Source organism: Nocardioides immobilis, from assembly GCF_003515065.1.
GTDB lineage: Bacteria > Actinomycetota > Actinomycetes > Propionibacteriales > Nocardioidaceae > Nocardioides > Nocardioides immobilis.
In genome coordinates this window covers 86,036-110,546 of the sequence record NZ_QXGH01000027.1, presented here as the reverse complement: position 1 = coordinate 110,546, position 24,511 = coordinate 86,036, and the positions used below count along the sequence as shown (strand labels likewise).

The 24,511-nt window shown below is 71.3% G+C and carries 26 protein-coding genes; 17 read left to right on the top strand and 9 right to left on the bottom strand.

Going from position 1 to position 24,511, the window contains the following annotated elements:
- From D0Z08_RS21755 to D0Z08_RS21725, 7 genes are read right to left on the bottom strand one after another with little or no spacing between them, the layout of a single operon-like run.
- Positions 1-966 carry an alpha/beta hydrolase gene (locus D0Z08_RS21755; protein WP_118927363.1) on the bottom strand — a complete coding sequence of 322 codons (966 nt, stop codon included), beginning with the start codon at positions 964-966 and terminating at the stop codon, positions 1-3.
- Positions 967-971: 5 nt separating this feature from the next.
- Positions 972-1,430 carry a MaoC family dehydratase gene (locus D0Z08_RS21750; RefSeq protein WP_118927362.1) on the bottom strand — a complete coding sequence of 153 codons (459 nt, stop codon included), beginning with the start codon at positions 1,428-1,430 and terminating at the stop codon, positions 972-974.
- Between the two features lie 46 nt (positions 1,431-1,476).
- A complete protein-coding gene (locus tag D0Z08_RS21745; protein WP_220454289.1) occupies positions 1,477-3,015 on the bottom strand; it encodes an acyl-CoA synthetase in 1,539 nt (512 codons plus the stop codon).
- Positions 3,012-3,929 (bottom strand): amidohydrolase family protein, encoded by a 918-nt coding sequence (locus D0Z08_RS21740; RefSeq protein ID WP_281271765.1) that lies wholly within the window; start codon positions 3,927-3,929, stop codon positions 3,012-3,014. The genes D0Z08_RS21745 and D0Z08_RS21740 overlap by 4 nt, the downstream gene beginning before the upstream one ends.
- A gap of 9 nt (positions 3,930-3,938) precedes the next feature.
- On the bottom strand, positions 3,939-4,862 hold the full coding sequence (locus D0Z08_RS21735) for an SDR family NAD(P)-dependent oxidoreductase (protein ID WP_118927361.1): 924 nt from the start codon (positions 4,860-4,862) through the stop codon (positions 3,939-3,941).
- A gap of 36 nt (positions 4,863-4,898) precedes the next feature.
- Complete coding sequence (locus D0Z08_RS21730; RefSeq protein WP_118927360.1) at positions 4,899-6,008, bottom strand: NAD(P)-dependent alcohol dehydrogenase; 1,110 nt, start codon at positions 6,006-6,008, stop codon at positions 4,899-4,901.
- Positions 6,009-6,027: 19 nt separating this feature from the next.
- Complete coding sequence (locus tag D0Z08_RS21725) at positions 6,028-7,500, bottom strand: aldehyde dehydrogenase family protein (RefSeq protein ID WP_245994291.1); 1,473 nt, start codon at positions 7,498-7,500, stop codon at positions 6,028-6,030.
- A gap of 253 nt (positions 7,501-7,753) precedes the next feature.
- Here D0Z08_RS21725 and D0Z08_RS21720 point away from each other — a divergent pair, with 253 nt between their 5' ends.
- The 6 genes from D0Z08_RS21720 to D0Z08_RS21695 are packed head-to-tail and all read left to right on the top strand — an operon-like array spanning position 7,754 to position 12,729.
- The gene (locus D0Z08_RS21720; RefSeq protein WP_118927359.1) at positions 7,754-8,941 is read left to right on the top strand and encodes an ABC transporter substrate-binding protein; all 1,188 of its coding nucleotides are present in this window, start codon (positions 7,754-7,756) and stop codon (positions 8,939-8,941) included.
- A 28-nt stretch (positions 8,942-8,969) separates the two neighbouring features.
- A complete protein-coding gene (locus D0Z08_RS21715; protein ID WP_118927358.1) occupies positions 8,970-9,743 on the top strand; it encodes an ABC transporter ATP-binding protein in 774 nt (257 codons plus the stop codon).
- A complete protein-coding gene (locus D0Z08_RS21710) occupies positions 9,727-10,425 on the top strand; it encodes an ABC transporter ATP-binding protein (RefSeq protein WP_118927357.1) in 699 nt (232 codons plus the stop codon). The genes D0Z08_RS21715 and D0Z08_RS21710 overlap by 17 nt, the downstream gene beginning before the upstream one ends.
- On the top strand, positions 10,422-11,276 hold the full coding sequence (locus D0Z08_RS21705; protein WP_118927356.1) for a branched-chain amino acid ABC transporter permease: 855 nt from the start codon (positions 10,422-10,424) through the stop codon (positions 11,274-11,276). The genes D0Z08_RS21710 and D0Z08_RS21705 overlap by 4 nt, the downstream gene beginning before the upstream one ends.
- Positions 11,273-12,265, top strand: coding sequence for a branched-chain amino acid ABC transporter permease (locus D0Z08_RS21700; RefSeq protein WP_220454288.1), 993 nt, complete (start codon positions 11,273-11,275; stop codon positions 12,263-12,265). Before D0Z08_RS21705 ends, D0Z08_RS21700 begins: the two co-directional genes overlap by 4 nt.
- Positions 12,262-12,729, top strand: a complete 468-nt coding sequence (locus D0Z08_RS21695) for a MarR family winged helix-turn-helix transcriptional regulator (protein ID WP_220454287.1) — start codon at positions 12,262-12,264, stop codon at positions 12,727-12,729. Before D0Z08_RS21700 ends, D0Z08_RS21695 begins: the two co-directional genes overlap by 4 nt.
- A gap of 9 nt (positions 12,730-12,738) precedes the next feature.
- Here D0Z08_RS21695 and D0Z08_RS21690 read toward each other — a convergent pair whose 3' ends face one another.
- A complete protein-coding gene (locus D0Z08_RS21690) occupies positions 12,739-13,497 on the bottom strand; it encodes an IclR family transcriptional regulator (protein ID WP_118927355.1) in 759 nt (252 codons plus the stop codon).
- A 66-nt stretch (positions 13,498-13,563) separates the two neighbouring features.
- Here D0Z08_RS21690 and pcaH point away from each other — a divergent pair, with 66 nt between their 5' ends.
- The 9 genes from pcaH to D0Z08_RS21645 are packed head-to-tail and all read left to right on the top strand — an operon-like array spanning position 13,564 to position 21,037.
- On the top strand, positions 13,564-14,319 hold the full coding sequence (gene pcaH / locus D0Z08_RS21685; protein ID WP_118927354.1) for a protocatechuate 3,4-dioxygenase subunit beta: 756 nt from the start codon (positions 13,564-13,566) through the stop codon (positions 14,317-14,319).
- On the top strand, positions 14,312-14,896 hold the full coding sequence (pcaG, locus tag D0Z08_RS21680) for a protocatechuate 3,4-dioxygenase subunit alpha (protein WP_118927353.1): 585 nt from the start codon (positions 14,312-14,314) through the stop codon (positions 14,894-14,896). The genes pcaH and pcaG overlap by 8 nt, the downstream gene beginning before the upstream one ends.
- Entirely contained in the window at positions 14,893-16,098 is a 1,206-nt protein-coding gene (locus D0Z08_RS21675) for a lyase family protein (protein ID WP_245994289.1), read from the top strand. Before pcaG ends, D0Z08_RS21675 begins: the two co-directional genes overlap by 4 nt.
- Positions 16,088-16,879, top strand: coding sequence for an alpha/beta fold hydrolase (locus D0Z08_RS21670; RefSeq protein ID WP_182481420.1), 792 nt, complete (start codon positions 16,088-16,090; stop codon positions 16,877-16,879). The genes D0Z08_RS21675 and D0Z08_RS21670 overlap by 11 nt, the downstream gene beginning before the upstream one ends.
- Complete coding sequence (gene pcaC / locus D0Z08_RS21665) at positions 16,876-17,256, top strand: 4-carboxymuconolactone decarboxylase (protein WP_118927351.1); 381 nt, start codon at positions 16,876-16,878, stop codon at positions 17,254-17,256. The genes D0Z08_RS21670 and pcaC overlap by 4 nt, the downstream gene beginning before the upstream one ends.
- Positions 17,253-18,443, top strand: a complete 1,191-nt coding sequence (locus D0Z08_RS21660) for a thiolase family protein (RefSeq protein WP_118927350.1) — start codon at positions 17,253-17,255, stop codon at positions 18,441-18,443. Before pcaC ends, D0Z08_RS21660 begins: the two co-directional genes overlap by 4 nt.
- Positions 18,444-18,456: 13 nt before the next feature.
- Positions 18,457-19,146 carry a 3-oxoacid CoA-transferase subunit A gene (locus D0Z08_RS21655; RefSeq protein ID WP_245994295.1) on the top strand — a complete coding sequence of 230 codons (690 nt, stop codon included), beginning with the start codon at positions 18,457-18,459 and terminating at the stop codon, positions 19,144-19,146.
- Positions 19,143-19,799 carry a 3-oxoacid CoA-transferase subunit B gene (locus tag D0Z08_RS21650; RefSeq protein ID WP_118927349.1) on the top strand — a complete coding sequence of 219 codons (657 nt, stop codon included), beginning with the start codon at positions 19,143-19,145 and terminating at the stop codon, positions 19,797-19,799. Before D0Z08_RS21655 ends, D0Z08_RS21650 begins: the two co-directional genes overlap by 4 nt.
- Positions 19,800-19,810: 11 nt before the next feature.
- Complete coding sequence (locus tag D0Z08_RS21645; protein WP_118927348.1) at positions 19,811-21,037, top strand: 4-hydroxybenzoate 3-monooxygenase; 1,227 nt, start codon at positions 19,811-19,813, stop codon at positions 21,035-21,037.
- 120 nt (positions 21,038-21,157) lie between these two features.
- Here the strand turns inward: D0Z08_RS21645 and D0Z08_RS21640 are convergent, their stop codons facing one another.
- Complete coding sequence (locus tag D0Z08_RS21640; protein ID WP_118927347.1) at positions 21,158-21,775, bottom strand: TetR/AcrR family transcriptional regulator; 618 nt, start codon at positions 21,773-21,775, stop codon at positions 21,158-21,160.
- 226 nt (positions 21,776-22,001) lie between these two features.
- On the opposite strand from D0Z08_RS21640, the gene D0Z08_RS21635 reads away from it, so the two are divergent.
- Together D0Z08_RS21635 and D0Z08_RS21630 are read left to right on the top strand one after the other, a co-directional pair.
- Complete coding sequence (locus tag D0Z08_RS21635; RefSeq protein WP_118927346.1) at positions 22,002-23,456, top strand: serine hydrolase domain-containing protein; 1,455 nt, start codon at positions 22,002-22,004, stop codon at positions 23,454-23,456.
- Positions 23,419-24,408 carry a serine hydrolase domain-containing protein gene (locus tag D0Z08_RS21630; RefSeq protein WP_245994286.1) on the top strand — a complete coding sequence of 330 codons (990 nt, stop codon included), beginning with the start codon at positions 23,419-23,421 and terminating at the stop codon, positions 24,406-24,408. The genes D0Z08_RS21635 and D0Z08_RS21630 overlap by 38 nt, the downstream gene beginning before the upstream one ends.
- The last annotated feature ends 103 nt before the right edge of the window (positions 24,409-24,511 follow it).

The following is a 24,511-nucleotide window of genomic DNA, read 5'->3' as shown; positions in this document are numbered from 1 at the left end:
TCACACCGCCTCCGGCACCGCCGCGTGCAGCCGGCGGCGCAGGGCGTCGACCAGGTCGCCCAGGATCTTCTGGCAGATCGCGGTGTGCGAGAGCCAGGTGCACGCGTGGAAGGCACCGGGGTAGACGTGCAGCTCGGTCGGCACCCCGAACCACAGCAGCTGTTGGGCATAGGCGATGCCCTCGTCGCGGAGCGCGTCGAACTCGTAGGCCGTGACCAGCGCGGGCGGCAGCCCGGCGAGGTCCGTGGCCCGTGCCGGCGCGGCGTACGGCGAGACCAGGTCGGTCCCGCGCACCCCCGCCCCGAGGTAGCTGTCCCAGCTGATCTCGCCGTTCGCACGAGTGGTGATGGGCGTGCCCTCACCGAGGTTGCGCATCGACTCGGTCTCGAGCCGGTCGTCGATCTCCGGGATGCCCAGGAACTGCAGGCACAGGCGCGGGCCGCCGCGGTCTCGAGCCAGGAGGGCGACGCCTGCGGCCAGCCCGCCACCGGCACTCTCACCGCCGACCGCGATCCGCTCCGGGTCGACGCCCAGCTCCCCTGCGTTCTCCGCGACCCAGACCAGTGTGGCGTAGCAGTCCTCGAGCCCGGCGGGGAACGGGTGCTCCGGAGCCAGGCGGTAGTCGACGGAGAACACCACCGCGCCGACCTCGGCCGAGATCCGCCGGCAGTCGGCGTCGTACAGGTCGAGGCTGCCGACGACGAACCCGCCGCCGTGGAGGTAGACGAGCGCGGGGAGCGGGCCGTCGTGGTCGGCGGGCTGGTAGCGGCGGACCCGGACCGCGGGACCGCCCTCAGGCCCCGGCACCAGCAGCTCGTGGACGTCCAGGGGAACCGGCGGGTCGTACGGCGGCAGCGCGGCGACCAGCTCTGCCTCTCCCGCGCGTGCCGCAGGGATGTCGGCGAAGGACAGCTCGGCGAAGGCGGGGGCCCAGGGGGCCAGCTCGTGGTCGTAGGCGTGGGTCATCAGGATCAGCCCTTGTAGTAGCGGTGGACCATCTGCGCGATGCAGACCGGCTTGTCGGCGCCCTCGGCCCGCATGACGGTGTCGATGGTCGCCTGGATGCCGCCGCCGGCGACCTCTTCGGCGTCCGCGAGGGTCGCGCTGACCTGGATCCGCGACCCGGCCGGCACCGGTGCGGGGAACCGGACCTTGTTGAGGCCGTAGTTCACGGCCATGTCCATGTCCTCGATCACGAGGATCTGTGACCACAGCGGGATCAGCAGCGACAGCGTCAGGTAGCCGTGCGCGATCGGCCCGCCGAACGGACCGGTCTTCGCCCGCTCCACGTCGACGTGGATCCACTGGTGGTCGTCGGTGGCGTCGGCGAACAGGTTGATGCGCTCCTGGCTGACGTCGAGCCAGGGGCTGCTGCCGAGGTCCTCGCCGATCATCGTCAGCAGGTCCTTGGGGTGGGCGATCGTGGTCATGGGGCCTCCGTGGGTTCGGTGGTCGTGCTGGGGTGGACGGACAGGGTCAGTGGGGAGTGGGATGGTCGTGGCGGGCCTGCTCGCGGAGCACCGACCGCAGGACCTTGCCCGTGGCGTTGCGGGGCAGGTCGTCGCACAGCTCGACGTAGCGGGGGATCTTGTAGCGGGCGAGTCGCTGCTCGAGGTGCGCGCGCAGGGCGATCTCGTCGAGATCGGCGCCGGCACCGAGCACGACGTACGCGCAGCCGACCTCGCCCCACTTCGGGTCCGGCACGGCGACGACGGCGGCAGCCGTGACGTCGGCGAGCTCGGTGATCGCGGCCTCGACCTCGGCGGGGTAGATGTTCTCGCCGCCGGAGATGATCAGGTCCTTGACCCGGTCGACGACGTACGCCCAGCCGTCGTCCTCGATCCGCACGACGTCGCCCGAGCGGTACCAGCCCTCGGCGAGGACCTGGGCGGTCTCCTCCGGCCGGTTCCAGTAGCCGGCGAAAACGTTCGGCCCGCGCACCAGGAGCTCTCCCGGGCCCGGACCCGGTACGACCTCCCCGTCGACCTCGAGCCGGACGTCGGTGAAGAAGTGGGGGACGCCGGCCGACACCGGGCGCGCCAGGGCCCCGCGGGGAAGGGCCATGAACACGCCCGGTGCGGCCTCGGTCATCCCGTAGCCCTGCTGCAGGACGATCCCCCGGTCGAGCCACGCCTGGGCGACGTCCTCGGCGATCGAGGATCCGCCGTAGATCACGTAGCGCAGCGACGACAGGTCCGCCGACTCCCAGTCCGGGTGCTCGCACAGCATCTGCAGCATGGTCGGCACCGCGGAGAAGCACGTGGCCCGGCGTCGGGCGATCAGCGCGAGGAAGCCGCCGGCGTCGAACTTGGGCACGACGACGACGGTGCCGCCCTTGAGGAGGGTCGGCATCGAGACCTGGCCCAGCCCGGTGACGTGGAAGAGCGGTGCCACGCAGAGCGCGACGTCGGTGCTCAGCACGTCGATGTGAGCCAGCTGGTTCACCGTGTTCCAGGTGATGTTGGCGTGGGTGAGCACCGCGCCCTTGGGTCGACCGGTGGTCCCCGACGTGTAGAGGATCAGCACCGGGTCGTCGAGCTCGACCGGGTCCTGCGCGTCGATCGGGTCCAGCAACGGGGACCCGGCCGCGGACTCCGGCCGGCTGGAGGGCCGGAGGTCCGCGGCGGGCAGCACGTGGGCCACGCCGTGCTCCGTCGGCTCGGCCGCGGTCGCGAGCTCCGCGCACTCCGGTCCGTGGACGAGCACGTGGCTGCCGCTGTCGGCGAGCATGTAGCCGATCTCGGGCGGGGCCAGCCGGATGTTGAGCGAGACGAAGATCCCGCCGGCGCGGGCCGTCGCGAAGAAGCAGACCCAGGTGTCGATGCTGTTGGGCCCGAGGTAGGCGACCCGGGTACCGGCGGAGACACCGAGCTCGCGCAGGCGCGTCGCGGTGTGCTCGACGCGGGCGGCGAGCTCGGCGTAGGTGAGCTCCTCGTGCTCGGTGCCCAGCGCCACCGTCGCCGGGTTCATCCGCGCCCGGCGGGCGGGCCAGCTCCCGATGCCCGGCCCGATCACGGCGTCCCTCCCCCGACGTCCGAAGTCGTCAGCCCCAGCGCCGAGACCGCGTTGTCCTTGAGGATGAGCGGCCGCACGTCGTCCTTGATCTCGAGCTTTTCGAAGTCCGCCAGCCAGCGGTCCGGGGAGATCAGTGGGAAGTCCGAGCCGAAGAGCACCTTGTGCTTCAGCAGGCTGTTGGCGTACCTGACCAGCTGCGGCGGGAAGTACTTCGGCGACCAGCCCGAGAGGTCGATGTAGACCTTCGGCTTGTGCGAGGCGACGGCCAGCGCCTCGTCCTGCCAGGGGAAGGACGGATGGGCGATGACGATGGTCAGGTCCGGGAAGTCGACGGCCACGTCGTCGAGGTGCAAGGGATTGGAGTACTTCAGTCGGATCCCTCCCCCGCCGGACAGGCCGGAGCCGATGCCGGTCTGGCCGCTGTGGAAGAGGGCGGGTACGCCGTACTCCTCCAGCACCTCGTAGAGGGGGTACGCCGAGCGGTCGTTCGGGTAGAACGCCTGCACGCTGGGGTGGAACTTGAAGCCGCGCACCCCGAGCTCCTCGATCAGCCGCCGCGCCTCCGTCACGCCGGCCTTCCCCTTCGCCGGGTCGATGCTCGCGAACGGGATCAGCACGTCAGCGTTGCGGCGCGCGCCCTCGACGACTGCCTCGTTGGCGATCCGGGTGTGGCCCAGCGCGGCCTCGGCGTCGACGGTGAAGACGACCGCGGCCATCTGCCGCTCGCGGTAGTACGCCGCGAGCTGGTCCATCGTGGGCGGTCCGCCCCCGTCGACGCCGAAGTACTTGTCGGCGCCGGCGCGAAGCTTCTCCGGGAGCGAGAAGTGACCGCACCCGTCGGTCTCGGCGTGCGTGTGCACGTCGATCGCGGTGAGGGCCGCGACGTCGATGCGGGGGGTGTAGGGCTCGGGCACAGCGACGACCTAGGCCTCTTGGGGCTGGAGCTCGGGGAGCTTGGGCGCGGGGATGCCGAAGGTCTCCGGGACCTCCGCCACGGTGGACTCGAACGCCTCCGCGATCACGTCGGCGGACCAGCCGCCGTCGCGGAAGGCGCTGCGGATCTCGGTCGGGTGCGACCACAACGAGAGTCGGTCGCCGCCGATGCCGATGGCCTGGCCGGTGACGCCCGCCGACGCGTCCGAGGCCAGGTAGACGATCAGGCCTGCCACGTCCTCCGCCGTACCGAACGAGGCCGCCCGGCGGACCACGGACGGGACCGGGAGACCCTGCTCCATCCGCTCCACGTAGGGCGCGAGGAACGGGATGGTCTCGGTCATCGCGGTGGCGGCGTTCGGGATCACCGCGTTGACGGTGACACCGGCCCGGCCCAGCTCCATCGCCCATGTGCGGGCCATCGCGACGATGCCGGCCTTCGCGGCGGCGTAGTTGGTCTGGCCGAAGTTTCCGCGCTGACCGGCCGGCGAGCCGGCGAGGATCACCCGGCCACCCTCACCCTGGGCCCGGAAGTGCCGGGCCGCCTCGCGGACGCATGTGAAGGTGCCGCGGAGGTGGACCTGGATGACGGTGTCGAAGTCGTCGTCGCTCATGTTCCACAGCACGCGGTCGCGGAGCACGCCGGCGTTGGTCACCATCACGTCGAGCCGGCCGAACGTGTTGACGGCCCTGTCCACGAGCCGCTGCGCCGATTCGGTGGTGCCGACAGGAACCACCTCCGCGACGGCGCGCCCGCCCGCGGCCGTGATCGCGTCGACCACGGCGGCGGCCGTCTCGTCGTTCATGTCGTTGACGACGACGGCGGCGCCGGCGTCGGCGAGGGCCGTGGCGTACGCACGGCCGAGGCCCTGCCCGGCGCCGGTGACGACGGCGACCTTTCCGGTGATGTCCATGTGCTGTGTGCTCCTGGTGGTTGGGTTGTCGGTCGGTCAGCCGAAGGTCAGGACCGGCTTGATGGTGGCGCCGCTCCTGACGTCTTCGACCGCCTGCTGGATGTCGGCGAAGTCGTAGGTGGTGATCAGCTCCGCGAGCGGCAGCCGCCCGTCCGCGACCATGGCGGCCAGCACGGGGATGAAGGTCTGCGTCTCGCTGTCACCGAGGGTGATGCCGACGATGTGCTTGCCGCCGAGGAGGCCGTTGACCTCGAGCCCGACCTCGGTGCCGAACGGCGGAGCGCCGACGACGACCGCGGTGCCACGGGCGGCGAGGCTGTCGACGGCCTGGCGCAGCACCTTCACGTTGCCGGTCGTCTCGATGACGCCGTCGCAGCCGGAGCCGCCGGTGATCTCGGCGATCCGCTCCGGGTAGTCCTCCCGCGCGGCGTCGATGACGTGGGTTGCCCCGAGCTTGCGGGCCAGGTCGAGCCGGTGGGACACCACGTCGACGGCGACGATCCGGTGGGCCGGGGTCAGGGCCGCGGCCATCACGGCGGACAGTCCCACGGCGCCGGCACCGGCGACCACCACGGTGCTGCCCGGGCCGGGCTTCAGCACGTTCCACACCGCACCCACCCCGGTCTGCACTCCGCAGCCGAGCGGGGCGAGCGTCTCCAACGGAGCGGTCGGGTCCACCTTCACAACGCTCCGCTCGTCGGCGACGGCCATCCGGGCGAACGAGGACTGACCGAAGAAGTGGCTTCCGAGCGGATCGCCGCCACGGGTGATGGTGGCGGACCCGTCCCGGCGGACACCGCCGATCAGGTTGTCCGGCAGCCAGGTGGCGCAGTACGCGGGGTGCCCGCCCCGGCAGTTGCCGCAGCCGCCGCACGAGGTGAAGGACAGGAGGACGTGGTCACCGGGCGCCACCGAGGTGACGGACGACCCGACCCGTACGACGACGCCGGCTCCCTCGTGGCCGAGCACGCCCGGCAGCGGGAACGGGAGGCCGCCGGAGGCGACACCGAGGTCGGTGTGGCACAGGCCGGCTGCGGTGACCCGGACGAGGACCTCGTCGGCGCGGGGCTCGTCGAGCTCGACGTCGACGAGCGTGAACGGAGCGCCGCCGGACTCGACGACGGCGGCCTGGGTGGTGATGGTCATGGGTTGCTCCTGCTCGCTGCTACTGAGGCTCGGGAAGGGAGACGACGACGGACTTGATCTTGGTGTAGGCCTCGAGCGCCTCGGGGCCGTACTCACGGCCGAAGCCGGAGTCCTTGACACCACCGAAGGGAATGGCCGGGTCGAGCATCGCCCAGTCGTTGACCCACACGATCCCGGCGTCGAGGCGGGCCGCTACCCGGTGCGCACGCGTGACGTCGCGGGTCTGCAGGCCGGCCGCGAGACCATAGGGCGTGCTGTTGGCGAGGGCCACGGCCTCGTCCTCGTCGTCGAACGGCTGCACCGTGAGCACCGGCCCGAAGACCTCCTCGGCGATCACCCGCGAGTCGGTGGGCAGGTCTGCGATCACCGTCGGGCGGTAGTAGTAGCCGCCGTCGAGGTCGAGCCGCTCGCCGCCACAGATGATCCGGCCGCCCTCCTTGCGGGCGAGCTCGACGTACTCCTCGACCTTCTTCAGCTGCCGCTCGCCGGCCATCGGGCCGATCACCGTCGCCGGGTCGCGCGGGTCGCCGATCGGCACCGTGGGCACGGCCTGCTCGAGGATCCCGAGGACGGTGTCGTGCAGGGCACGCGCGACGAGCAGCCGCGGACCGGCCATGCAGAACTGGCCGGAGTTGAAGACGAACGCCTTGATCACCGCGCCGATGGCGACGTCGAGGTCGGCGTCGTCGAAGACGAGGTGGGCGGCGTTGCCGCCGAGCTCCATGGTGACGGGCTTGAGGTGCTCGCCGGCCACGCTGGCCGCGTGGCGGCCGATCGCTGTGGACCCGGTGAAGGCGATCTTGTCCACGCCGGAGTGGCGCAGCAGCGCGTCGCCGACGATCTGGCCGCTGCCCGTGACGACGTTGAGCACGCCGTCCGGGACGCCGGCGTCCTTGAGCAGCTCGGCCATGAACAGCGCGCTGAGCGGGGTGTCGTCGGCGGGCTTGTGGACCACGACGTTGCCGGCGGCCAGCGCCGCGGCGATCTTGGTGCTCGACAGGATCAGCGGGAAGTTGAAGGGCGTGATGGCGGCGACGACACCAACCGGCACCCGCGTCGTGTAGGCCAGCGATGGGATCGGCGTGGAGCGGGTGGCGCCGTCGATGCCCTGCGCGAGCGCCGCGCAGTACTCGTACTGCTGGGCCGCGGTCTCGACGTCGACCGCGCGGCACAGCGACACCGGCTTGCCGACGTCGCGGCTCTCGAGGGCGACCAGCTCGTCGGCACGCTCCCGGATCAGGTCGGCTGCCCGGTGCAGGATGCGCGCCCGGTCGCGGGCCGGCATCCGCTGCCAGGGACCGTGGTCGAACGCCTCACGGGCGTTGCGTACGGCGACGTCGACGTCCGTGGCATCGGCCTCCACCACGGTGGTGAGGATCGCGCCGGTGGCCGGGTCGACCACGTCGCGGCGCATGCCGGTGCTTCCGTCGCGCCACGCGCCACCGACGAACAGCTGTCGGGGCGGGAGCTGCAGTTCCTCGTTGCTCATCATTGCCATCCCAGGTTATCAGGGTTCCTGTCGAAAGATCAGTCTGATGTGGCGCGGGTCACCTTGTCAATGGTCCGCTCCAGCGAATCCGAGCTCGACCGACTGAAGCACGTTTTGCGCTCAACAGAGCAGGTGAGAGCCATCTGAAGAAGGCTGTTGACAGCCTGTGTGACCGGGGTCATACTCCTCCATCAGGAAACCTGACAAACAGGAACCCTGACAATCAGCCTTCCCGGCCATACCCCCAGAGGTCACCATGATCAGTACACGACTCACCGCCCTGACCGTCGCCGGAGCGCTCAGCCTGACGGCATGCGCCTCCGCCGACGGAGGGACCGACGGCTCGGGCCCGATCAAGATCGGCGTGGTCGTCCCGCTCACCGGTCCCTACTCGCCGCTCGGGACCGGCGACAAGGCAGCCATCGAGCAGGCGGTCGACGCCATCAACGACGCCGGCGGTGTCCTGGGGCGCGACCTCGAGGTGACCATCAAGGACGACAAGACCGACGTACCTCAGTCGGTGACCGAGTTCAACCAGCTGGCCGCCGACCCCAGCTACACCGCGATCCTCTCGTCGTCGTTCGTCTCGGCCTCGACCGCCGCCGGACCGAGCGCCGAGAGCAACAAGATCCCGACCATCGCACTGGGACCGGTCAGCGCCTTCGCCGACGGCAGCAACCCCTACGCGTTCACGGGCGTGGCGATCCCCGAGGTCTACGCCCAGGCGATGGTCGACTACCTGGCCGCCCAGGACTACGACACGATCGCCGTCGGCTACTCGGGCGACGACGTCTACGGCGAGCTCGGGAACGACGCCACGGTCGACGCTGCCGAGGAGGCCGGCATCGACGTGGTGCTCGACGAGTCGTTCGACCAGTCGGCGACCGACTTCACCCCGCTGGTCTCCAAGGTCAAGGACGCCGCTCCCGACGCGTTCCTCGTGTGGGGCGCCGGCCCGGCGCCGGTGATCATCACCCAGCAGTTCGCCGACAGCGGCATCCCGCTGCTGATGACCGGGGCCCAGGCCTCACAGCTGTACGTCGAGCCCGCCGGCGACGCCGCGGAGGGCGTGACCCTGACCAGCAGCATCGCCGTGCCGGGCCGCGAGCTGCCGGACGGCCCGCTCAAGGCCGTGATCGACGAGTTCACCGGACCCTGGTTGGAGGCGCAGGACACCTACCCGCCGCAGTTCGCGTTCGACGGCGTCACCGCCGTCCAGCTGCTCGCGGCAGCGATCGAGGAGGCCGGCTCGGCGGACCGCGAGGCGGTCCGCGACGCGCTGGAGTCGCTGGACGTGCTGACCCCGACCGGACGGTTCACGTTCTCCGCCGACGACCACGCCGGGCTGGACACTGATGCCGTCGCGATCGTCGAGGTCGTCGACGGCGACTTCAAGGCCACGCCGTACTCGCGGGACCGGTTCGAGACCGACCTCCCCGAGTGATCGGGCACTGAGACCGAGGACGGCCACCATGCTCACGATCGACCGCGTTTCACGCCGCTTCGGCGGCGTCTACGCCAACCAGGACGTCACGCTCGAGGTGGCCGAGGGAGAGCTGCGCGGGATCATCGGGCCCAATGGTGCGGGCAAGTCGACCCTCTTCAACCTGATCGCCGGCCACGCCCGGCCGGACAGCGGGGCGATCCGCCTGAAGGGCCGGAGGATCGACCGGCTGCCGGCACACGTCCGTGCCCGTCTGGGCATCGGCATCGTGTTCCAGGGCGCCCGGACCTTCGCCGGGATGAGCCTGCTGGAGAACGTGATGGTGGGCGCGCACTCCCGCACGCGAGCGGGACTGGTCGCGGCGGCCGTGCGGCCGCCGTCCCAGCGCCGCGAGGAGCGGCGGATCAAGAGCACGGCGGAGGAGTGCCTCGAACGGGTCGGGCTCCTGGAGTGGGCGTCGCGGCCGGCCGACGGGCTGCCGCTGGGTCAGCAGCGACGGCTCCAGGTCGCCCGGGCACTCGCGGGTGAGCCACGGCTGCTGCTGCTGGACGAGCCGGCCTCCGGCCTGCGGGCCCGGGAGCGTCAGGACCTCGCCCAGCTGATCCGCGACCTGGCACGGTCCGGCGTGACCGTCCTCCTGGTCGAGCACGACGTCGGGATGGTCACCTCGCTGAGCGAGCGGATCACCGTCCTGGACCTCGGCCGGGTGATCGCCGACGGCACCCCGGCCGAGGTCACGTCCGACCCGGCAGTCGTCAAGGCCTACCTCGGAACAGGAGCGGACCATGCTGCACATCGATGACCTCGTGGTCCGCTACGGGTCCGCGGTCGCGATCGACGGGCTGTCGCTCCACGTCGAAGCCGGCGAGATGGTCGCCCTGGTCGGGCCGAACGGCGCCGGCAAGTCGACCCTGATCAACACTGTCACCGGACTGCTGTCGCCGGCGTCGGGCTCGGTGCGCTGCGAGGGCCGGGTCGCCCAGGTCCCCGAGGGCCGGCAGATGTTCGCGGACATGACCGTCGAGGACAACCTGCTGCTCGGCGGGTGGTCGATCCGCAACCGCGACCTCAGCGAGGTGTTCGACCTGCTGCCGGACCTGGCCGGGATGAGGCGGCGCAAGGCGGGCCGCTTGTCCGGCGGCCAGCAGCAGATGGTCGCTGTCGGCCGCGCGCTGATGGCTCGTCCCGACCTGCTGGCCATCGACGAGCTCTCGCTGGGGCTGGCGCCCCTCGTCGTCGCCGAGCTGGCCGGGCACCTGCGGGTGCTCAACCGCGAGCGCGGCACCGCGGTCCTGCTCGTCGAGCAGGAGGTCGGGCTCGCGTTCGACGTCTGTGCTCGGGCCTGCGTGCTGGAGGCCGGCCGGGTGGTTGCGTCCGGCCCGTCGGCCAGTGTGGCCAAGAGCGACGCCGTGCGGCGCGCGTACTTCGGCGACCTCGGCCAGGAAGAGGCCGGGCAAGCAACCATGACGGAGGCAGTCACGTGAAGGAGCTCGTCACCTACCTGGTGTCCGGCATCGCCCTGGGCTCGTCGTTCGCCCTGATCGGGAGCGGCTTCGTCGTGGTCCACCGGGTCACCCGGGTGGTCAACTTCGCCCAGGGCTCGATCGCCGTCGTCGGCGGGATGCTCTCGGCGACGCTGCTGGGCGGCCGGCTGCCCCACGGCGTTGCTGAGCCTGCGGCGGTCGCGATCTGCGGGGTGGTGGGCCTGACGGTCGGGTTCCTGGCGCTCGGTCGTCGGGGAACGCCGCCGCTGATCTCCCTGATCGTCACGCTGGGCGTCTCGATGCTGATCTCCGCCGCGATCATCTGGCTGTGGGGTCAGGATCCCGTCTCGCCGCCCGGCCTCGACGGCTCGGCGACGCTCCTCGGCGCGACCGTGGAGCGCCAGCGCCTGCTGGTCGTCGGCGCGACCGTGCTGGCCTTCGCGGCGCTGGCCCTCTTCTTCTCCCGGTCCTATGTCGGCAAGGCGCTGACCGCCAGCGCGTCGAACCCCTTCGCTGCCCGCATGGTCGGCATCGACGTACGACGGATGGGGCTGCTCGCGTTCGCTCTGGCCGGCATGCTCGGCGGGCTGGCCGGGGTGCTGGTCGCACCGACGAACGCGGTGTCGTTCTACTCCGACCTCCCGCTGGCGCTCAGCGGCTTCGCCGCCGCCGTGTTCGGCGGGCTCGTCAGCCCGCTGCGCACTCTCGTCGGCGGGCTCGGGCTCGGCATCGCCGGCCAGCTGACCGCCGGCTACCTGAACGGGTCCTACCAGACAGAGGTGGCCCTGCTGCTCATGCTCGTGATCATGATCGCGCGCAGCAGCACCTTCGTGCACGAGGAGGCCAAGTGATCCGGCGCATCCCGCCCAAGGCGTACCTGACCGCGCTGGCCGGGGCGGCCGCGCTCGTCGCCCCGCTGGTGATGAACGACCTCACCTTCCTGATGCGGATGGTGCTCGCCGCCATCGTCGTCACCGGGTTGTCGCTGCTGATGGGCTACGCCGGCCAGGCGTCGCTCGGCCACGGTGCGTTCGTCGCTGCCGGCGCCCTGACCGTCGCGCTCGGGACCACCCGGATGGGTCTGCCGCCGCTGGCGGTGCTGCTCGCCGCGCCCTTCGTCGCCGGGGCGTTCGCACTCGTCGTCGGACCGCCGCTGCTGCGGCTGCGTGGGCACTACCTGGCGTTCGGCACCCTCGCCCTGCTGCTGATCGTGCAGACCGCCATGAGCGCGTTCGACGCCCTGGGCGGCGCGTTCGGCATCAGCGGCATCCCTCCGTTCGGGGTCGGCAACAGCATCTTCGTCGGCCAGCTGCCCTACGTGTACCTGGCGCTCGGCTGCCTCGGCCTGGTGCTGGTGCTCACCCACCGGATCGTGCACAGCCGGTTCGGTCGCGGGGTGCGCGCGTTCGCGGGGAGCGAGACCGCCGCAGGATCCGCAGGCGTCCCGGTGATGCGCAGCAAGGTGGCGATCTTCGCGATCTCGGGAATGTACGCCGGGCTGGCCGGTGCGCTCTCGGCGTTCTTCACGCCCTACGTGAGCTCCGACTCCTTCCCGGCCGTAGAGTCGTTCACCTACGTCATCATGGCCGTGGTCGGAGGACTCGGCACCGTTTGGGGAGGTGTGGCCGGAGCTGTGCTGGTCTCGACGCTTCTGCAGGTTCTCAACACGGTGAGCAGCCAGCCCGGGCTGCCTCCGACGACCGGGCCGATCATGCAGTACGCGACGTACGGCGCGCTGCTCGTCCTGGCGCTGCTGTTCATGCCACGCGGAGTGGTCCCGACGCTCGACGGCGCCTTCGACCGGCTGGCCGCGCGCCGACGGGCCGGTGAGCCCGCGTGAGCAGTCCCGCTCCGTCGCCCTCTCCCCGGCACGACCGCGACGTCACCCTGCTCTACCTGATCAAGCAGGTGGAGCTGGCCGTCCGGCAAGCCCTCGACGACGTGGTGGCCACCGCTGACCTGACCACGCTGCAGTACACCGCGCTGACCGTGCTGGAGCGGCACCCCGGCATCACGTCGGCCGAGCTGGCGCGCAACTCGTTCGTCCGCGCCCAGTCGATGGCCGAGATGGTGACCTACCTCCTCGGCCGCGACCTGGTCACCCGCGAGAGAGACGAGACCAACCGCAAGCAGTACCTGTTGTCGCTGAGCGCCGACGGCCAGCGGGTCCTCGACGAGCTCCACGAGGCGGTCGCCGACATCGAGTCCCGGATGCTCGAGGGGTTCGACACCGGGCAGACCGAGATCCTGCGCACCTACCTCGTGCGTTGCCGCCACGCGCTGAGCGGCGACACTCCCCGCTGATCCGCGACGTCAGGCACCGCCGCTGATGCTGCGGCCGATGCCGTGCGCGGCGACCCGGAGCGCCGCCACCAGACGGGGCCGGTCGCGGCGGAGGCTCGGCACCACGATGCCGAGGGCCGCCACGACGTCGGCCTCGTTGCGCCGGACAGGGACGGCGACCGAGCACGCGCCCAGCGTCATCTCCTCGACTGTCGTGGCATAGCCCTCGCTCCGCACCCGCTCGAGCTGGGCCCGGAGCCGGGCCGGTTGGGTGATCGTGTGCGGCGTGATCCGTTTGAGCGAGGACAGCACCTTCGCCTGGACCTGCTCCGGTGCGTGCGCCAGCAGCACCTTGCCCACGCCGGTCGGGTAGAGCGGCAGGCGGGAGCCGACCGTGCTGACTACCGGCACCGACCGCTGGCCGGAGAGCCGGTCCAGGTAGAGAACCTCGGTGCCGTCGCGCACGGCGAGGTGCACGGTCGCCAGGGTGGCGGCGTACAAGTCGTGCAGGAACGGCGAGGCCGCCTCGAGGAGTCCCGTCTGCACCGGGGCGAGCACGCCCAGCGACCAGAGCTGCCGGCCGACGACGTACTCCCCCGACGGCGTGCGCGCGAGCGCACCGTGCGCGGTGAGCTCGCCGATCAGGCGGTGCGCGGTCGGGACCGGGAGCTCGGCCCTGCGGGCCAGCTCGGTGAGGGTGAGCCGGCGATGGTTCTCGTCGAACGCGCCGAGCAGGGCGAGGACGCGGGAGACGACGGTCGCTCCGGGGCGGGACGTGTTGCCGGCCATCACCCTCCTTCCGCTCAGTGGAAGCCTAGTCTCGACCGGCCGCACCGCGCGAGGTTGGCTTCACCCATGGAGTCCCAGGAGCTGATCAGCAAGGAGATCGCCGACCTCCAGGACTCCCGGCCCGGGCTGGGCCAGCCGTTGCTCGACTTCGCGCCGTACCGCAGCGCGGTGCTGCGGCACCCCACCAAGGACCCCCGACCTGCCGACCCCGAGGGCGCGGAGCTGGTGGCTCCGGTATTCGGCCACTCCGACGTCGACCCGCTCGAGGCGGACCTGACCATCCAGTCGGGCCAGTCGGGGGGTGAGCCGATCGGCGAGCGGATCGTGGTCACCGGTCGTGTCGTCGACGGCGACGGCCGCCCGGTGCGCGGCCAGCTCGTCGAGATCTGGCAGGCGAACGCCGCGGGTCGCTACGTCCACCAGCGCGACCAGCACCCGGCGCCGATCGACCCCCACTTCACCGGGCTGGGCCGCTGCCTCACCGACGACGACGGCGGCTACCGGTTCACCACGATCAAGCCCGGGCCGTACCCGTGGCGCAACCACCGCAACGCCTGGCGGCCCGCCCACATCCACTTCTCCCTGTTCGGCACGGACTTCACGCAGCGGCTGATCACCCAGATGTACTTCCCGGGCGATCCGCTCTTCGCTCTGGACCCGATCTACCAGTCGATCACCGACGAGGCCGCGCGGGCGCGGCTGGTGGCGTCGTACGACCACCACTTGTCCGAGCACGAGTGGCTCCTGGGCTACCGGTGGGACATCGTGCTGACCGGGAGCCACGCCACCTACGTCGAGCCCGAGGACGGCGACGATGACTGACCTTGCGGCTGACCTCGCCCCCACTCCCGGCCAGACGATCGGCCCGTTCTTCCACTACGCGCTGCCCTACGCCCACGACCGCGAGCTGGTGCCACCCGGCCGGGCGGGCGCCGTACGGCTCCACGGCCACGTGTACGACGGCGCCGGCAACGGCGTGCCCGATGCGCTCGTGGAGATCAGGCACGCGGATCCGTCCGGTGCCGTTCCGGCCGTCGAGGGATCGATCCGCCGCGAGGGCGGCGCGTTCACCGGCTGGGGGCGCAGCACCACCGACCGGACCGGTCGCTACTGGTTCAGCACCCTGGAGCCCGGTCCGACCCGGGCCGGGGGCGCGGCCTGCTTCGCGGTCACCGTCTTCGCACGCGGACTGCTCAACCGGCTCTTCACCCGGGTCTACGTGCCGGGCGACGACGCGGCCCTGGCCGCGGAGCCGCTGCTGGCTGGACTGCCGGCGGACGAGCGCACGAGGCTGGTCGCCGTACGGGAGCCGGGCGGCGACCTCTGGTTCGACGTCCACCTCCAGGGCGAGCGGGAGACGGTCTTTCTCTCCTTCCCCCGCCACCGGGACTGCACGTGAGCGGCGCGGGGCTCCTGGAGCCGGGCGCCCACCGGGCGCGCGGCGTCGCCGACGACGCCGCAGTGCTCGCCGCGATGTTGCGGGTCGAGGTCGCCTGGATGCAGGCGCTGGCCGACTGTGGCGCCGCGAAGGCCGACCACGTCGACGCGGTCGCCCGCGCCGTGGACGGGTGGCAGCCGACCCTGGACCCGACCGAGGTCGAGGACGCCGGCAACCCGGTGCCGGCGCTCCTGCGCGCGCTCCGCGCCAGGGTCGACGACCGCGACGCCGCCCGCCTGCTGCACGCTGGTCTGACCAGCCAGGACGTGCTCGACTCGGCGCTGATGCTGCTCGTGCGGAACGCGTCGTACCGGCTGCGGGTCGACCTGGACCGTACGGCGCAGACGCTGGCCGGGCTGGCCGGGCAGCACCGGGGATCGCTGATGGCAGGCAGGACTCTGACGCAGTACGCCGTCCCCACCACCTTCGGGCTCAAGGCCGCCCAGTGGTTGACCGGCGTGCTGGACGCTGCCGACCACCTCGACGCCGTACGACGCGGGCTCCCGGTCCAGTGCGGCGGCGCGGCGGGGACGCTCTCGAGGGCCGCGGACCTGGTGCCCGACCCGGCTCGTGCCGCGGAGGCGCTGGCGGACCGCCTGGGACTGTCGTCGCCGGGCCTGCCCTGGCACACACGGCGGGCACCAGTGACCAGGGTCGGCGACGCACTGGTGGAGGTCCTCGACGCGCTCGGCGTCGTCGCGGCCGACGTGCTGACCCTGGGGCGTCCCGAGATCGGGGAGGTGCGGGAGGCGCCGGCGCGAGGCCGCGGCGGATCGTCCACCATGCCGCACAAGCAGAACCCCGTCCTCGCCACGCTCGTGAACGCCGCCGCCCTGCAGGCGCCGCAGCTGGGCGCGCAGCTCCACCTCTGTGCGAGCCAGGCCGTCGACGAGCGCCCGCCGGGGGCATGGCACGCGGAGTGGCCCGCCCTGCGCCGGCTGCTGAGCCTGAGCGTGGTGGCGACCGCCCAGGCCGCCGAGCTGGTCGCCGGGCTCCGGGTCGACACCGAGGCGATGGACCGCCGGGCCCGCGCCGCGGCCGACCTGCTCCTCTCCGAGCGCGGCGACGCGAGCACGGGCGACCCCGCTGCCTACCTGGGCGCGACCGCCACCTTCATCGACGCCGCCCTCGCCCTTTTCCGAGGAGGCCGCCGTGAAGCCTGACCTGACCTTCTCGCACCTCGCCGGTGGAGCGGAGCTGCCCCACCTGCTGGTGGTCGGGCCGTCCCTCGGCACCGCCGTGACCGCGCTGTGGGGCGAGTGCGCCTCTCTGCTCGGCGACCGCTTCGAGGTCGTCGGCTGGGACCTTCCCGGACACGGCAGCAGCCCGGCCGCCGCGGGACCATACTCGGTCGCCGACCTCTCCGACGTCGTCCGCGACCGGGCGGCAGAGCTGGCCGACGGCCGGCCCGCGACGTACGCCGGCGTCTCCCTCGGCGGCGTCGTCGGGTTCGAGCTGGCCGCCCGGCCGGGACCGTTCGCGGCAGTCGCGAGCATCGCGGCCACGCCTCGGATCGGCGAGCCCGGGGCGTGGCACGAGCGCGCCGCACTGGTGCGCCGGGCCGGGACACCGGCGCTGGTCGCAAGCTCCGCCACCCGCTGGTTCGCACCCGCCTTCACCGACCGGCGTCCCGAGGTCACGGCGGCGCTGCTGACGTCCCTGTCCCATGCGGACCCGCGCTCCTACGCCTGGGCCTGCGAGGCACTCGCGGCCCTCGAGCGCGCGGAGGTGACGGCTTCCCGACCGTTGGTACCGCTGCTGGTGCTGGCGGGCGAGCACGACGTGGTCGTGCCCCCCGCGGCTGCCGAGTCGGCCACCAGCTGGCCCCTTCGCGCGGACTTCGAGGTCCTGACCGGGTGCGGCCATCTCCCGCCCGCGGAGGACCCGGCGGCGACCGCCGCTGCGGTGGCGGGGTTCCTGGTCGGACAGGAGGCGGCCCGATGAGCGACGAGCGGCACGACGCCGGCATGGCGGTCCGCCGGGCGGTGCTCGGCGACGAGCACGTCGACCGCGCGGAGGCGACGAAGAACGCCTTCACCGAGGACTTCCAGGACCTGATCACCCGCTACGCCTGGGGGGAGATCTGGACCCGTCCCGGGCTCGACCGGCGGATGCGCAGCGCGATCACGCTCACCGCGCTCATCGCGAACGGCCACTGGGAGGAGCTCGAGATGCACGTCGCCGCCGCCCGCCGCAACGGACTCACCGTCGAGGAGATCGGCGAGGTCATCCTGCAGTCCGCCGTCTACTGCGGCGTCCCGGCCGCGAACCACGCGTTCGCCGTGGCGGGGAGAGTCATCGACGAGGAGGGACGCCGGTGACGGTCTCCGACGTGTTCGTGTACGACGCGGTGCGCACGCCGTTCGGGCGGTACGGCGGCGCGCTGGCCGGTGTCCGGCCGGACGACCTCGCCGCCCACGTGGTGAAGGCGCTGCTGGACCGCTCCCCCGGCCTCGACCCCGCCCGGGTCGACGAGGTCGTGCTCGGCAACGCCAACGGCGCCGGCGAGGAGAACCGCAACGTCGCCCGGATGGCCGGGCTGCTGGCAGGTCTGCCCACGTCGGTGCCGGCGACCACTGTCAACCGGCTCTGCGGCTCCAGCCTCGATGCTGCCGTCATCGGCTCGCGGCAGATTGCCGTCGGTGAGGCCGACGTGGTCGTGGTCGGCGGCGTGGAGTCGATGAGCCGCGCGCCCTGGGTGCTGCCCAAGCCCGAGAAGGCGTTCCCGACGACCGACGCGAAGCTGGTGTCGACCACGCTCGGCTGGCGCTTGGTGAACCCCGCGATGCCCGCCGAGTGGACGGTCTCGCTGGGTGAGGCCACCGAGCAGCTGCGGGAGCGCGAGGGCGTGTCACGGGAGGATCAGGACGCGTTCGCCCTCCGCTCGCACCGACGAGCCGCCGAGGCCTGGGACCGCGGGTTCTACGACGACCAGGTGGTCGCCGTACCCGGGGTCGACCTGGACCGGGACGAGTCGATCAGGGCCGACACCACGCTGGAGAAGCTCGCCCGCCTCCGGCCGGTGTTCCGCCCCGACGGGACGGTCACGGCCGGCAACGCCTCACCGCTGAACGACGGCGCGTCGGCGGCCGTGCTCGGAAGCGCGGCAGCTGAAAACCTCGTCGGCGGCGCACCGCTCGCCCGGATCGCCGGCCGCGGTGCAGCGGCGAACGAGCCGCAGGACTTCGGGTTCGCGCCGGTCGCGGCCGCCGACCTCGCTCTCGAGCGCGCCGGCGTCGCCTGGAGCGACGTCGGCGCGGTCGAGCTCAACGAGGCCTTCGCCGCGCAGTCGCTCGCCTGCATCAGGGCCTGGGACATCGACCCCGAGATCGTCAACCCCCACGGCGGAGCCGTCGCGATCGGGCACCCGCTCGGCGCGTCCGGCACACGGATCCTCGGCACCCTGGCCCGCTCGCTGGCGGAGTCGGGACAGCGCTGGGGCGTGGCCGCCATCTGCATCGGCGTCGGCCAGGGCCTGGCTGTCGTCCTCGAGAACGCAAGGACGTGAGCAGTTGAGCAAGGTGACCTTCCACGACACGACCCTGGAGGCGGTGGCGGGGATCCCCACCGGGGCCACGGTGATGGTCAGCGGGTTCGGGTCGGCCGGCCAGCCCGTCGAGCTGGTCGAGGCGCTGATCGAGAGCGCCGCCACCGAGCTCACGATCGTGAGCAACAACGCCGGCGGGGGCGACGTCGGCCTGGCCGCTCTCATCCGCGAGGGACGGGTGCGCAAGGTGGTCTGCTCGTTCCCGCGCCAGGTGGACTCCTGGCACTTCGACGAGGCCTACCGGGCCGGGCGTCTTGAGCTGGAGCTGGTGCCCCAGGGCAACCTGGCCGAGCGGATCCGCGCCGCCGGGGCGGGGATCGGCGCCTTCTTCACGCCCACCGGCTACGGCACCCCGTTGGCCGAGGGCAAGGAGACCCGTGTCATCGACGGGCGTGGCTACGTGCTCGAGCACCCGCTTCGCGCCGAGGTCGCCCTCGTGGCCGCCCACCGCTCCGACCGGCTGGGCAACCTCGTCTACCGCAAGACCGCACGCAACTTCGGGCCGATCATGGCCGCAGCCGCCGAGACGACGATCGTGCAGGTCGACGAGGTCGTCCCGACGGGGTCGCTCGACCCGGAGAACGTGGTGACCCCCTGCGTCTACGTCGACCACGTGGTGCGCGTCGACCGCGACCGCGCCTCCCTGATCGGAGCCTTCAAGTGAGCGCCACCTTCACCGGCATCGACCGGGACACGCTGGCGGGGATCGTGGCTGCCGATATCCCGGCCGGCTCGTTCGTGAACCTCGGCATCGGCTTGCCCACCAAGGTGTCGAACTTCCTGACTCCGGGCAGCGGGGTCCAGCTGCACACCGAGAACGGCATGCTCGGCATGGGCCCCGAGGCCCTCGGCGACGAGGTCGACCCCGACCTGGTCAACGCCGGGAAGGTCGCCGTGACCGAGCTGCCGGGTGCGTCGTACTTCCACCACGCCGACTCCTTCGCGATGATGCGCGGCGGCCACCTCGACATCTGCGTGCTCGGCGCCTACCAGGTCTCTGCGCGCGGCGACCTGGCCAACTGGCACACCGGCCGACCGGACGACATCCCCGCCGTCGGCGGCGCGATGGACCTCGCCATCGGGGCCAAGCAGACGTTCGTGATGATGAGCCTGCTGACACGGGACGGGAGCGCCAAGCTGGTTCCCGAGTGCAGCTATCCGCTGACCGGGCTGCAGTGCGTGAGCCGGGTCTACACCGACCTCGCCGTGTTCCTGATCGAGCCCGACGGTGTCGTCGTACGCGACCTGTTCGGGATCGGGTACGACGACCTGGCCGCCCTCGTGGACGTCCCGCTCGTCGACGGCACCGGACGCTGAAGGGCGGACCCATGCAACCTCACCTCACCCGCACCACCGTCGGCATCGTCGGCGGCGGTCCCGCTGGCCTGATGCTCTCCCACCTGCTCGCGCTCAGCGGCATCGACTCGGTGGTGGTCGACCATCGCACCCGGCTGGAGATCGAGAACACCGTGCGAGCCGGCATCCTCGAAGCCGGCACCGTCCGGCTGCTCGTCGACTCTGGGGTCTCGGACCGGGTTCACCGCGAAGGGCACGCGCACGGCGGAATCGCCCTGCGGTTCGGCGGAGACAGCCATCGGGTCGACTTCAAGGCTCTGGCCGGCGAGTCGGCCTGGCTCTATCCCCAGACCGACGTGTTCATCGACCTCGCGGACGCTCGCAGCCGCGATGCGGGCGACGTCCGGTTCGGCGTCCGCGACACCCGCGTCGTCGACGTGACCGGCCCGAGTCCGGGCATCGTCTTCACGGACTCCGACGGCGTTGCCCAGGAGGTGCGCTGCGACTACCTCGTCGGCGCCGACGGGTCGCGGTCGATCTGTCGACAGGAGGTGCCCGAGGTCCAGCGCCGGCACTACTTCCGCGAGTACCCGTTCGCGTGGTTCGGGATCCTCACCGAGGCCGCGCCGAGCGCGCCGGAGCTGGTCTACAGCCACTCCGAGCGGGGCTTCGCGCTGATCAGCCAGCGCACCGAGACCCTCCAGCGGATGTACTTCCAGTGCGACCCCGACGAGGACGTCGACCGGTGGTCGGAGGACCGGATCTGGGCCGAGCTCCAGGCCCGGGTCGCCGGCCCCGACGGGTTCACCCTCAACGAGGGACCGATCACCGACAAGGCGGTGCTCCGGTTCCGCAGCTTCGTCGCCGAGCCGATGCGCCACGACCGCCTCCTCCTGGCGGGGGACGCCGCGCACACCGTCCCGCCGACCGGCGCGAAGGGGCTCAACCTCGCCCTCGCGGACGTGCGCGTCCTCGCGGAGCTGCTCGAGCAGGCGGTGCGCAAGAACGACGCCGATGCGCTCGACAGCTACGGCCCGCGCGCCCTCGACCGCGTCTGGCGCGCGCAGCACTTCTCGTACTGGATGACGACGATGCTCCACACGCTGCCCGGCGCCACCGACTTCGACGTACGACGCCAGCTCGGCGAGCTCGCGTCCGTGGTGGGCTCCACCGCCGCCTCCACCTACCTCGCCGAGGGCTACACCGGCTGGCCGTCCGGAGCGGATTCGGCCGTGAGGGGTCTGCTGCACGAAGGCTAGGCCGCGTGGTGGGTGGCCGCCTACTGGCTTACCCGCAATCGCCAATATCGGGAGGGTAGTCGTCGTGCCAGGCGCGCAGTACGTGCACGCGTGACAACCTGCTCAGACGCCGACGTGCGATCAATCTTGCGAAGGTTCGAGGCGGGCCCGGAACCCGGTGATCAGTGCCTCGAGGCCCACCTCGAAGGCGTGGTCGGCCCGGCGAACGCCGGTGGGGAGCGCTGCCAGGCAGCGACTCAGGCCGGGGTGTTGCTCGCCGTCCACCTCGATCATCCCGTCGGGCATGACCAGGTCGAGGGCGGACCCGAGGAGGAAGCTCTCCACGGCGACGATCAGAGCGAGCACGTCGCGGTCGCGGAATCCGGCGCGGAGCAACGCGGCGACGGCCATCTCGTAGACGTCGACCACCTCGGGCATCCGCACCGGTGCTGTCGCGAGCATCCGGATCGCTTTGGGATGCTGGGCGAAGAGGTCTCGATACGTCCGCGCCCACCGGTCGAGTCCCTCGTCCCACGGCTCCGTCTCCAGCAGCCTGTGGTCCAGCTGCTGGACGACCTCCGCCCGCAGCAGCTCGATGATCTCGGCCTTGCCTTCGACGTGGTGGTAGAGCGACGAGGGACGCACCCGCAGCGCAGCTGCCAGCTCGGGCATCGTGAAGTCACCCTTCTCGTCGACCAGTGCGAGAGCGGCTCGAGCTATCCCATTGCGGTCGAGCAGACGCTCCGGGGGGCGGGGCATGCGTCCTCCTTGTCGTCACGGGCAGAGAGCGAGCTGGGCGGTCGTCAGACCAAACTTACCGAATCCGATTCGATAAATCTCTTGTGGTCTCGCCGCGCCGCCCTTTAGCATCCTCTAAACCGAATGACGTTCGGTAAGCGAGTGGAAGGCCCGACATGACTCACGGGACGCGCGTGTCGCCAACGGCGCACACCGCGCTCCCCCAACGACAACGAAAGGACCACCGATGAACGACCAGCACCACGCCTCCATCATCGATCTCGGCTTGTTCACCGGGTCTCCGCAGCACGAGAACTTCTGCCGCGTCCAGGACCTGATGCCGACTCGAGAGATGCCGGCCGCGAGGACGCCGGCGCCCTGGCAGGTCGGGCCGGACCTGCAGCTCCCGGACAAGTACGAGCTCGACGGCGCGACCCACCTGGTCGAGGACTTCCTCGTCGACACCGACACCTCCGCGCTGCTCGTCCTGAGAGACGGCCGGATCCGCTACGAGAGGTACCTCCTCACGGGCGGCGTCGACGTGCCGTGGCTGTCGATGTCGGTGGCGAAGAGCTTCATCTCCGCGCTCATCGGCATCGCCGTGGCGGAGGGACACCTTCGCAGCATCGAGGACCTGATCAGCGACTACGTGCCGGTGGAGCCCGGCTCGGCGTACGACGGCATCTCGATCAAGGATGTCCTGCGGATGTCGTCCGGCGCACGCTGGAACGAGGACTACAGCGACCCTCGCTCGGACATCATCCAGCTCGCGGTCACCCTCTCGACGGCTGGCGGCTCGCTCGACGACTTCGTCGGCCGAATGGCCCGCGAGAGCGCACCGGGAACCGTGTGCCGCTACAACTCCGGGGAGACCCAGGTGCTGGGCACCCTGCTCGCGCGGGCGACCGGGCGCTCGGTCTCGGCGTACATGCACGACAAGCTCGTCGAACCGCTCGGCTTCGAGTCAGCCGGCCGCTGGATCCTCGACCCTGCCGGCACCGAGATCGCGTTCGCCGGGCTCAACCTCACCGTCCGCGACTATGCGCGGCTGGGCGAGCTGTACCGCAACGGCGGCGCATGGCACGGCCAGCAGATCGTGCCCGCTGCATGGGTCCGTGACTCCGTCACTGTCGCTGAACCTCACCTGGCCCCAGGCAACGTCATCGTCGGCGACCACCCGACCGAGCTCGGCTACGGCTACCAGTGGTGGATCCCCGAAGGCGACCGCGGCGAGTTCGCAGCGATCGGCGTCTACAACCAGTTCGTGTACGTCGACCCTCCCAGCGCCACGACGATCGTCAAGCTCTCCGCCAACCACAGGTACGGGACCACGTCGGACGAGGCCATGAACAGAGAGAACGAGACCCTCGCGGTCCTCCGCACCATCGCTCAGGAGGCGAATCCTTATGACCACCCAACGCTCCTCCTTCATGCCCCGACGCACGCTCGCCGCGGTTGCTATCGCCGTGTCCCTCGGCGCTCTCAGCGTCGTGCCCGTCGGACCGGCACGCAGTGCGCACGCATCCGTCAACGTTCGGACGGACATCGATCTACCCAATCCGACCCAGCCGTCCGAGTTCGGCAGGCTGCTGCCTTCGACCCCGATCGCACCGGCGCGCGACGTCCGGCCGCTCCGCCGCAGTCACGAGCAGATACCCGCAACGGTGCCCTGGGGCCGCGGACAACGAAAGACGGTCGCTGACTTCCTCACGACCACCCACACCCGAGCATTCGTGGTGCTGCACCGCGGTCGTCTGGTGACCGAGTGGTACGACGCCCACACCGGACCCACGACGAAGCTGGCGTCCTGGTCGGTGGCCAAGGCGATGGCCGGCCTGCTGACCGGTCAGGCGATCACCGAGGGCCGTCTCACTCTCGACACCCGGGTCGTCACGGTCCTGCCGTGGCTGCGCGTCGAACACCCGGCAGACGGTGATCCCCGGTTCAACACCATCACGGTTCGCCACCTGCTCGACATGACCAGCGGCATCGATGCCGCCGAGGGATATCAGGTGAACCCGCTCGAGGACCCCACTGCCGTGCTCTCGATGCTCACCGGTACCTACCTGATGCTGGTCCACCCGAACATGCACAGCTTCGCGTCGAGCCACCGGCGCATGGTGTTCGACCCCGGCACCCGGGGTGAGTACGTCAGCTACAACACCCAGCTCTTGTCGATGGTGCTGAGCGAGGTGTTCGGCACCGACTACATCACCGCGTTCGTGAACCGTCTCTGGAGACCCGCAGGCGCCCAGTACCCGGCAACCTGGAACCTCGACCACGGCGGCGGTATCGCCAAGGCATTCTGCTGCCTCAACGCTACCGCCCGTGACTTTGCCCGCCTCGGACTCCTCGTCGCCGAGGCAGGCGGCCCAGGCTCCCGCGTCAGCAGAGCCTGGCTCGACCGGATCCTCACGCCGCAGCCGAAACCGCTCGGGGGCTGGCCGTACTCGACCCAGTTCTGGCACGTGCCCGGTGACCAACGCGGCAAGCGCGCGAACGATGTCAGCGCCATCGGCGTCTTCGGCCAGTACATCTACCTCAACCGGCGCACCCAGACCGTGATCGTCAAGCTCAGCGACCACGGCATCGAGGAGGACGAAGCCCTCACCTTCCGCGCCATGCGCTCCATCGCCCGGTCCTGGCGCCACTGAGCCGGAGCACCCCGCGGCGCCCAGGATCCTGGGATGGCCGACAACTCCGCGCATCGACCGGCCGTTCAATACCTGACCCGCCAAGGAGGTCGACCTGCGCTTC

Excerpts from the sequence above, each read along its gene's own strand:
- D0Z08_RS21755 (WP_118927363.1), bottom strand. The coding sequence starts at position 966 with ATGACCCACGCCTACGACCACGAGCTGGCCCCCTGGGCCCCCGCCTTC.
- D0Z08_RS21750 (WP_118927362.1), bottom strand. The coding sequence starts at position 1,430 with ATGACCACGATCGCCCACCCCAAGGACCTGCTGACGATGATCGGCGAG.
- D0Z08_RS21735 (WP_118927361.1), bottom strand. The coding sequence starts at position 4,862 with ATGGACATCACCGGAAAGGTCGCCGTCGTCACCGGCGCCGGGCAGGGC.
- D0Z08_RS21730 (WP_118927360.1), bottom strand. The coding sequence starts at position 6,008 with ATGACCATCACCACCCAGGCCGCCGTCGTCGAGTCCGGCGGCGCTCCG.
- D0Z08_RS21725 (WP_245994291.1), bottom strand. The coding sequence starts at position 7,500 with ATGATGAGCAACGAGGAACTGCAGCTCCCGCCCCGACAGCTGTTCGTC.
- D0Z08_RS21720 (WP_118927359.1), top strand. The coding sequence starts at position 7,754 with ATGATCAGTACACGACTCACCGCCCTGACCGTCGCCGGAGCGCTCAGC.
- D0Z08_RS21715 (WP_118927358.1), top strand. The coding sequence starts at position 8,970 with ATGCTCACGATCGACCGCGTTTCACGCCGCTTCGGCGGCGTCTACGCC.
- D0Z08_RS21710 (WP_118927357.1), top strand. The coding sequence starts at position 9,727 with ATGCTGCACATCGATGACCTCGTGGTCCGCTACGGGTCCGCGGTCGCG.
- D0Z08_RS21690 (WP_118927355.1), bottom strand. The coding sequence starts at position 13,497 with ATGGCCGGCAACACGTCCCGCCCCGGAGCGACCGTCGTCTCCCGCGTC.
- pcaH (WP_118927354.1), top strand. The coding sequence starts at position 13,564 with ATGGAGTCCCAGGAGCTGATCAGCAAGGAGATCGCCGACCTCCAGGAC.
- pcaG (WP_118927353.1), top strand. The coding sequence starts at position 14,312 with ATGACTGACCTTGCGGCTGACCTCGCCCCCACTCCCGGCCAGACGATC.
- pcaC (WP_118927351.1), top strand. The coding sequence starts at position 16,876 with ATGAGCGACGAGCGGCACGACGCCGGCATGGCGGTCCGCCGGGCGGTG.
- D0Z08_RS21645 (WP_118927348.1), top strand. The coding sequence starts at position 19,811 with ATGCAACCTCACCTCACCCGCACCACCGTCGGCATCGTCGGCGGCGGT.
- D0Z08_RS21640 (WP_118927347.1), bottom strand. The coding sequence starts at position 21,775 with ATGCCCCGCCCCCCGGAGCGTCTGCTCGACCGCAATGGGATAGCTCGA.
- D0Z08_RS21635 (WP_118927346.1), top strand. The coding sequence starts at position 22,002 with ATGAACGACCAGCACCACGCCTCCATCATCGATCTCGGCTTGTTCACC.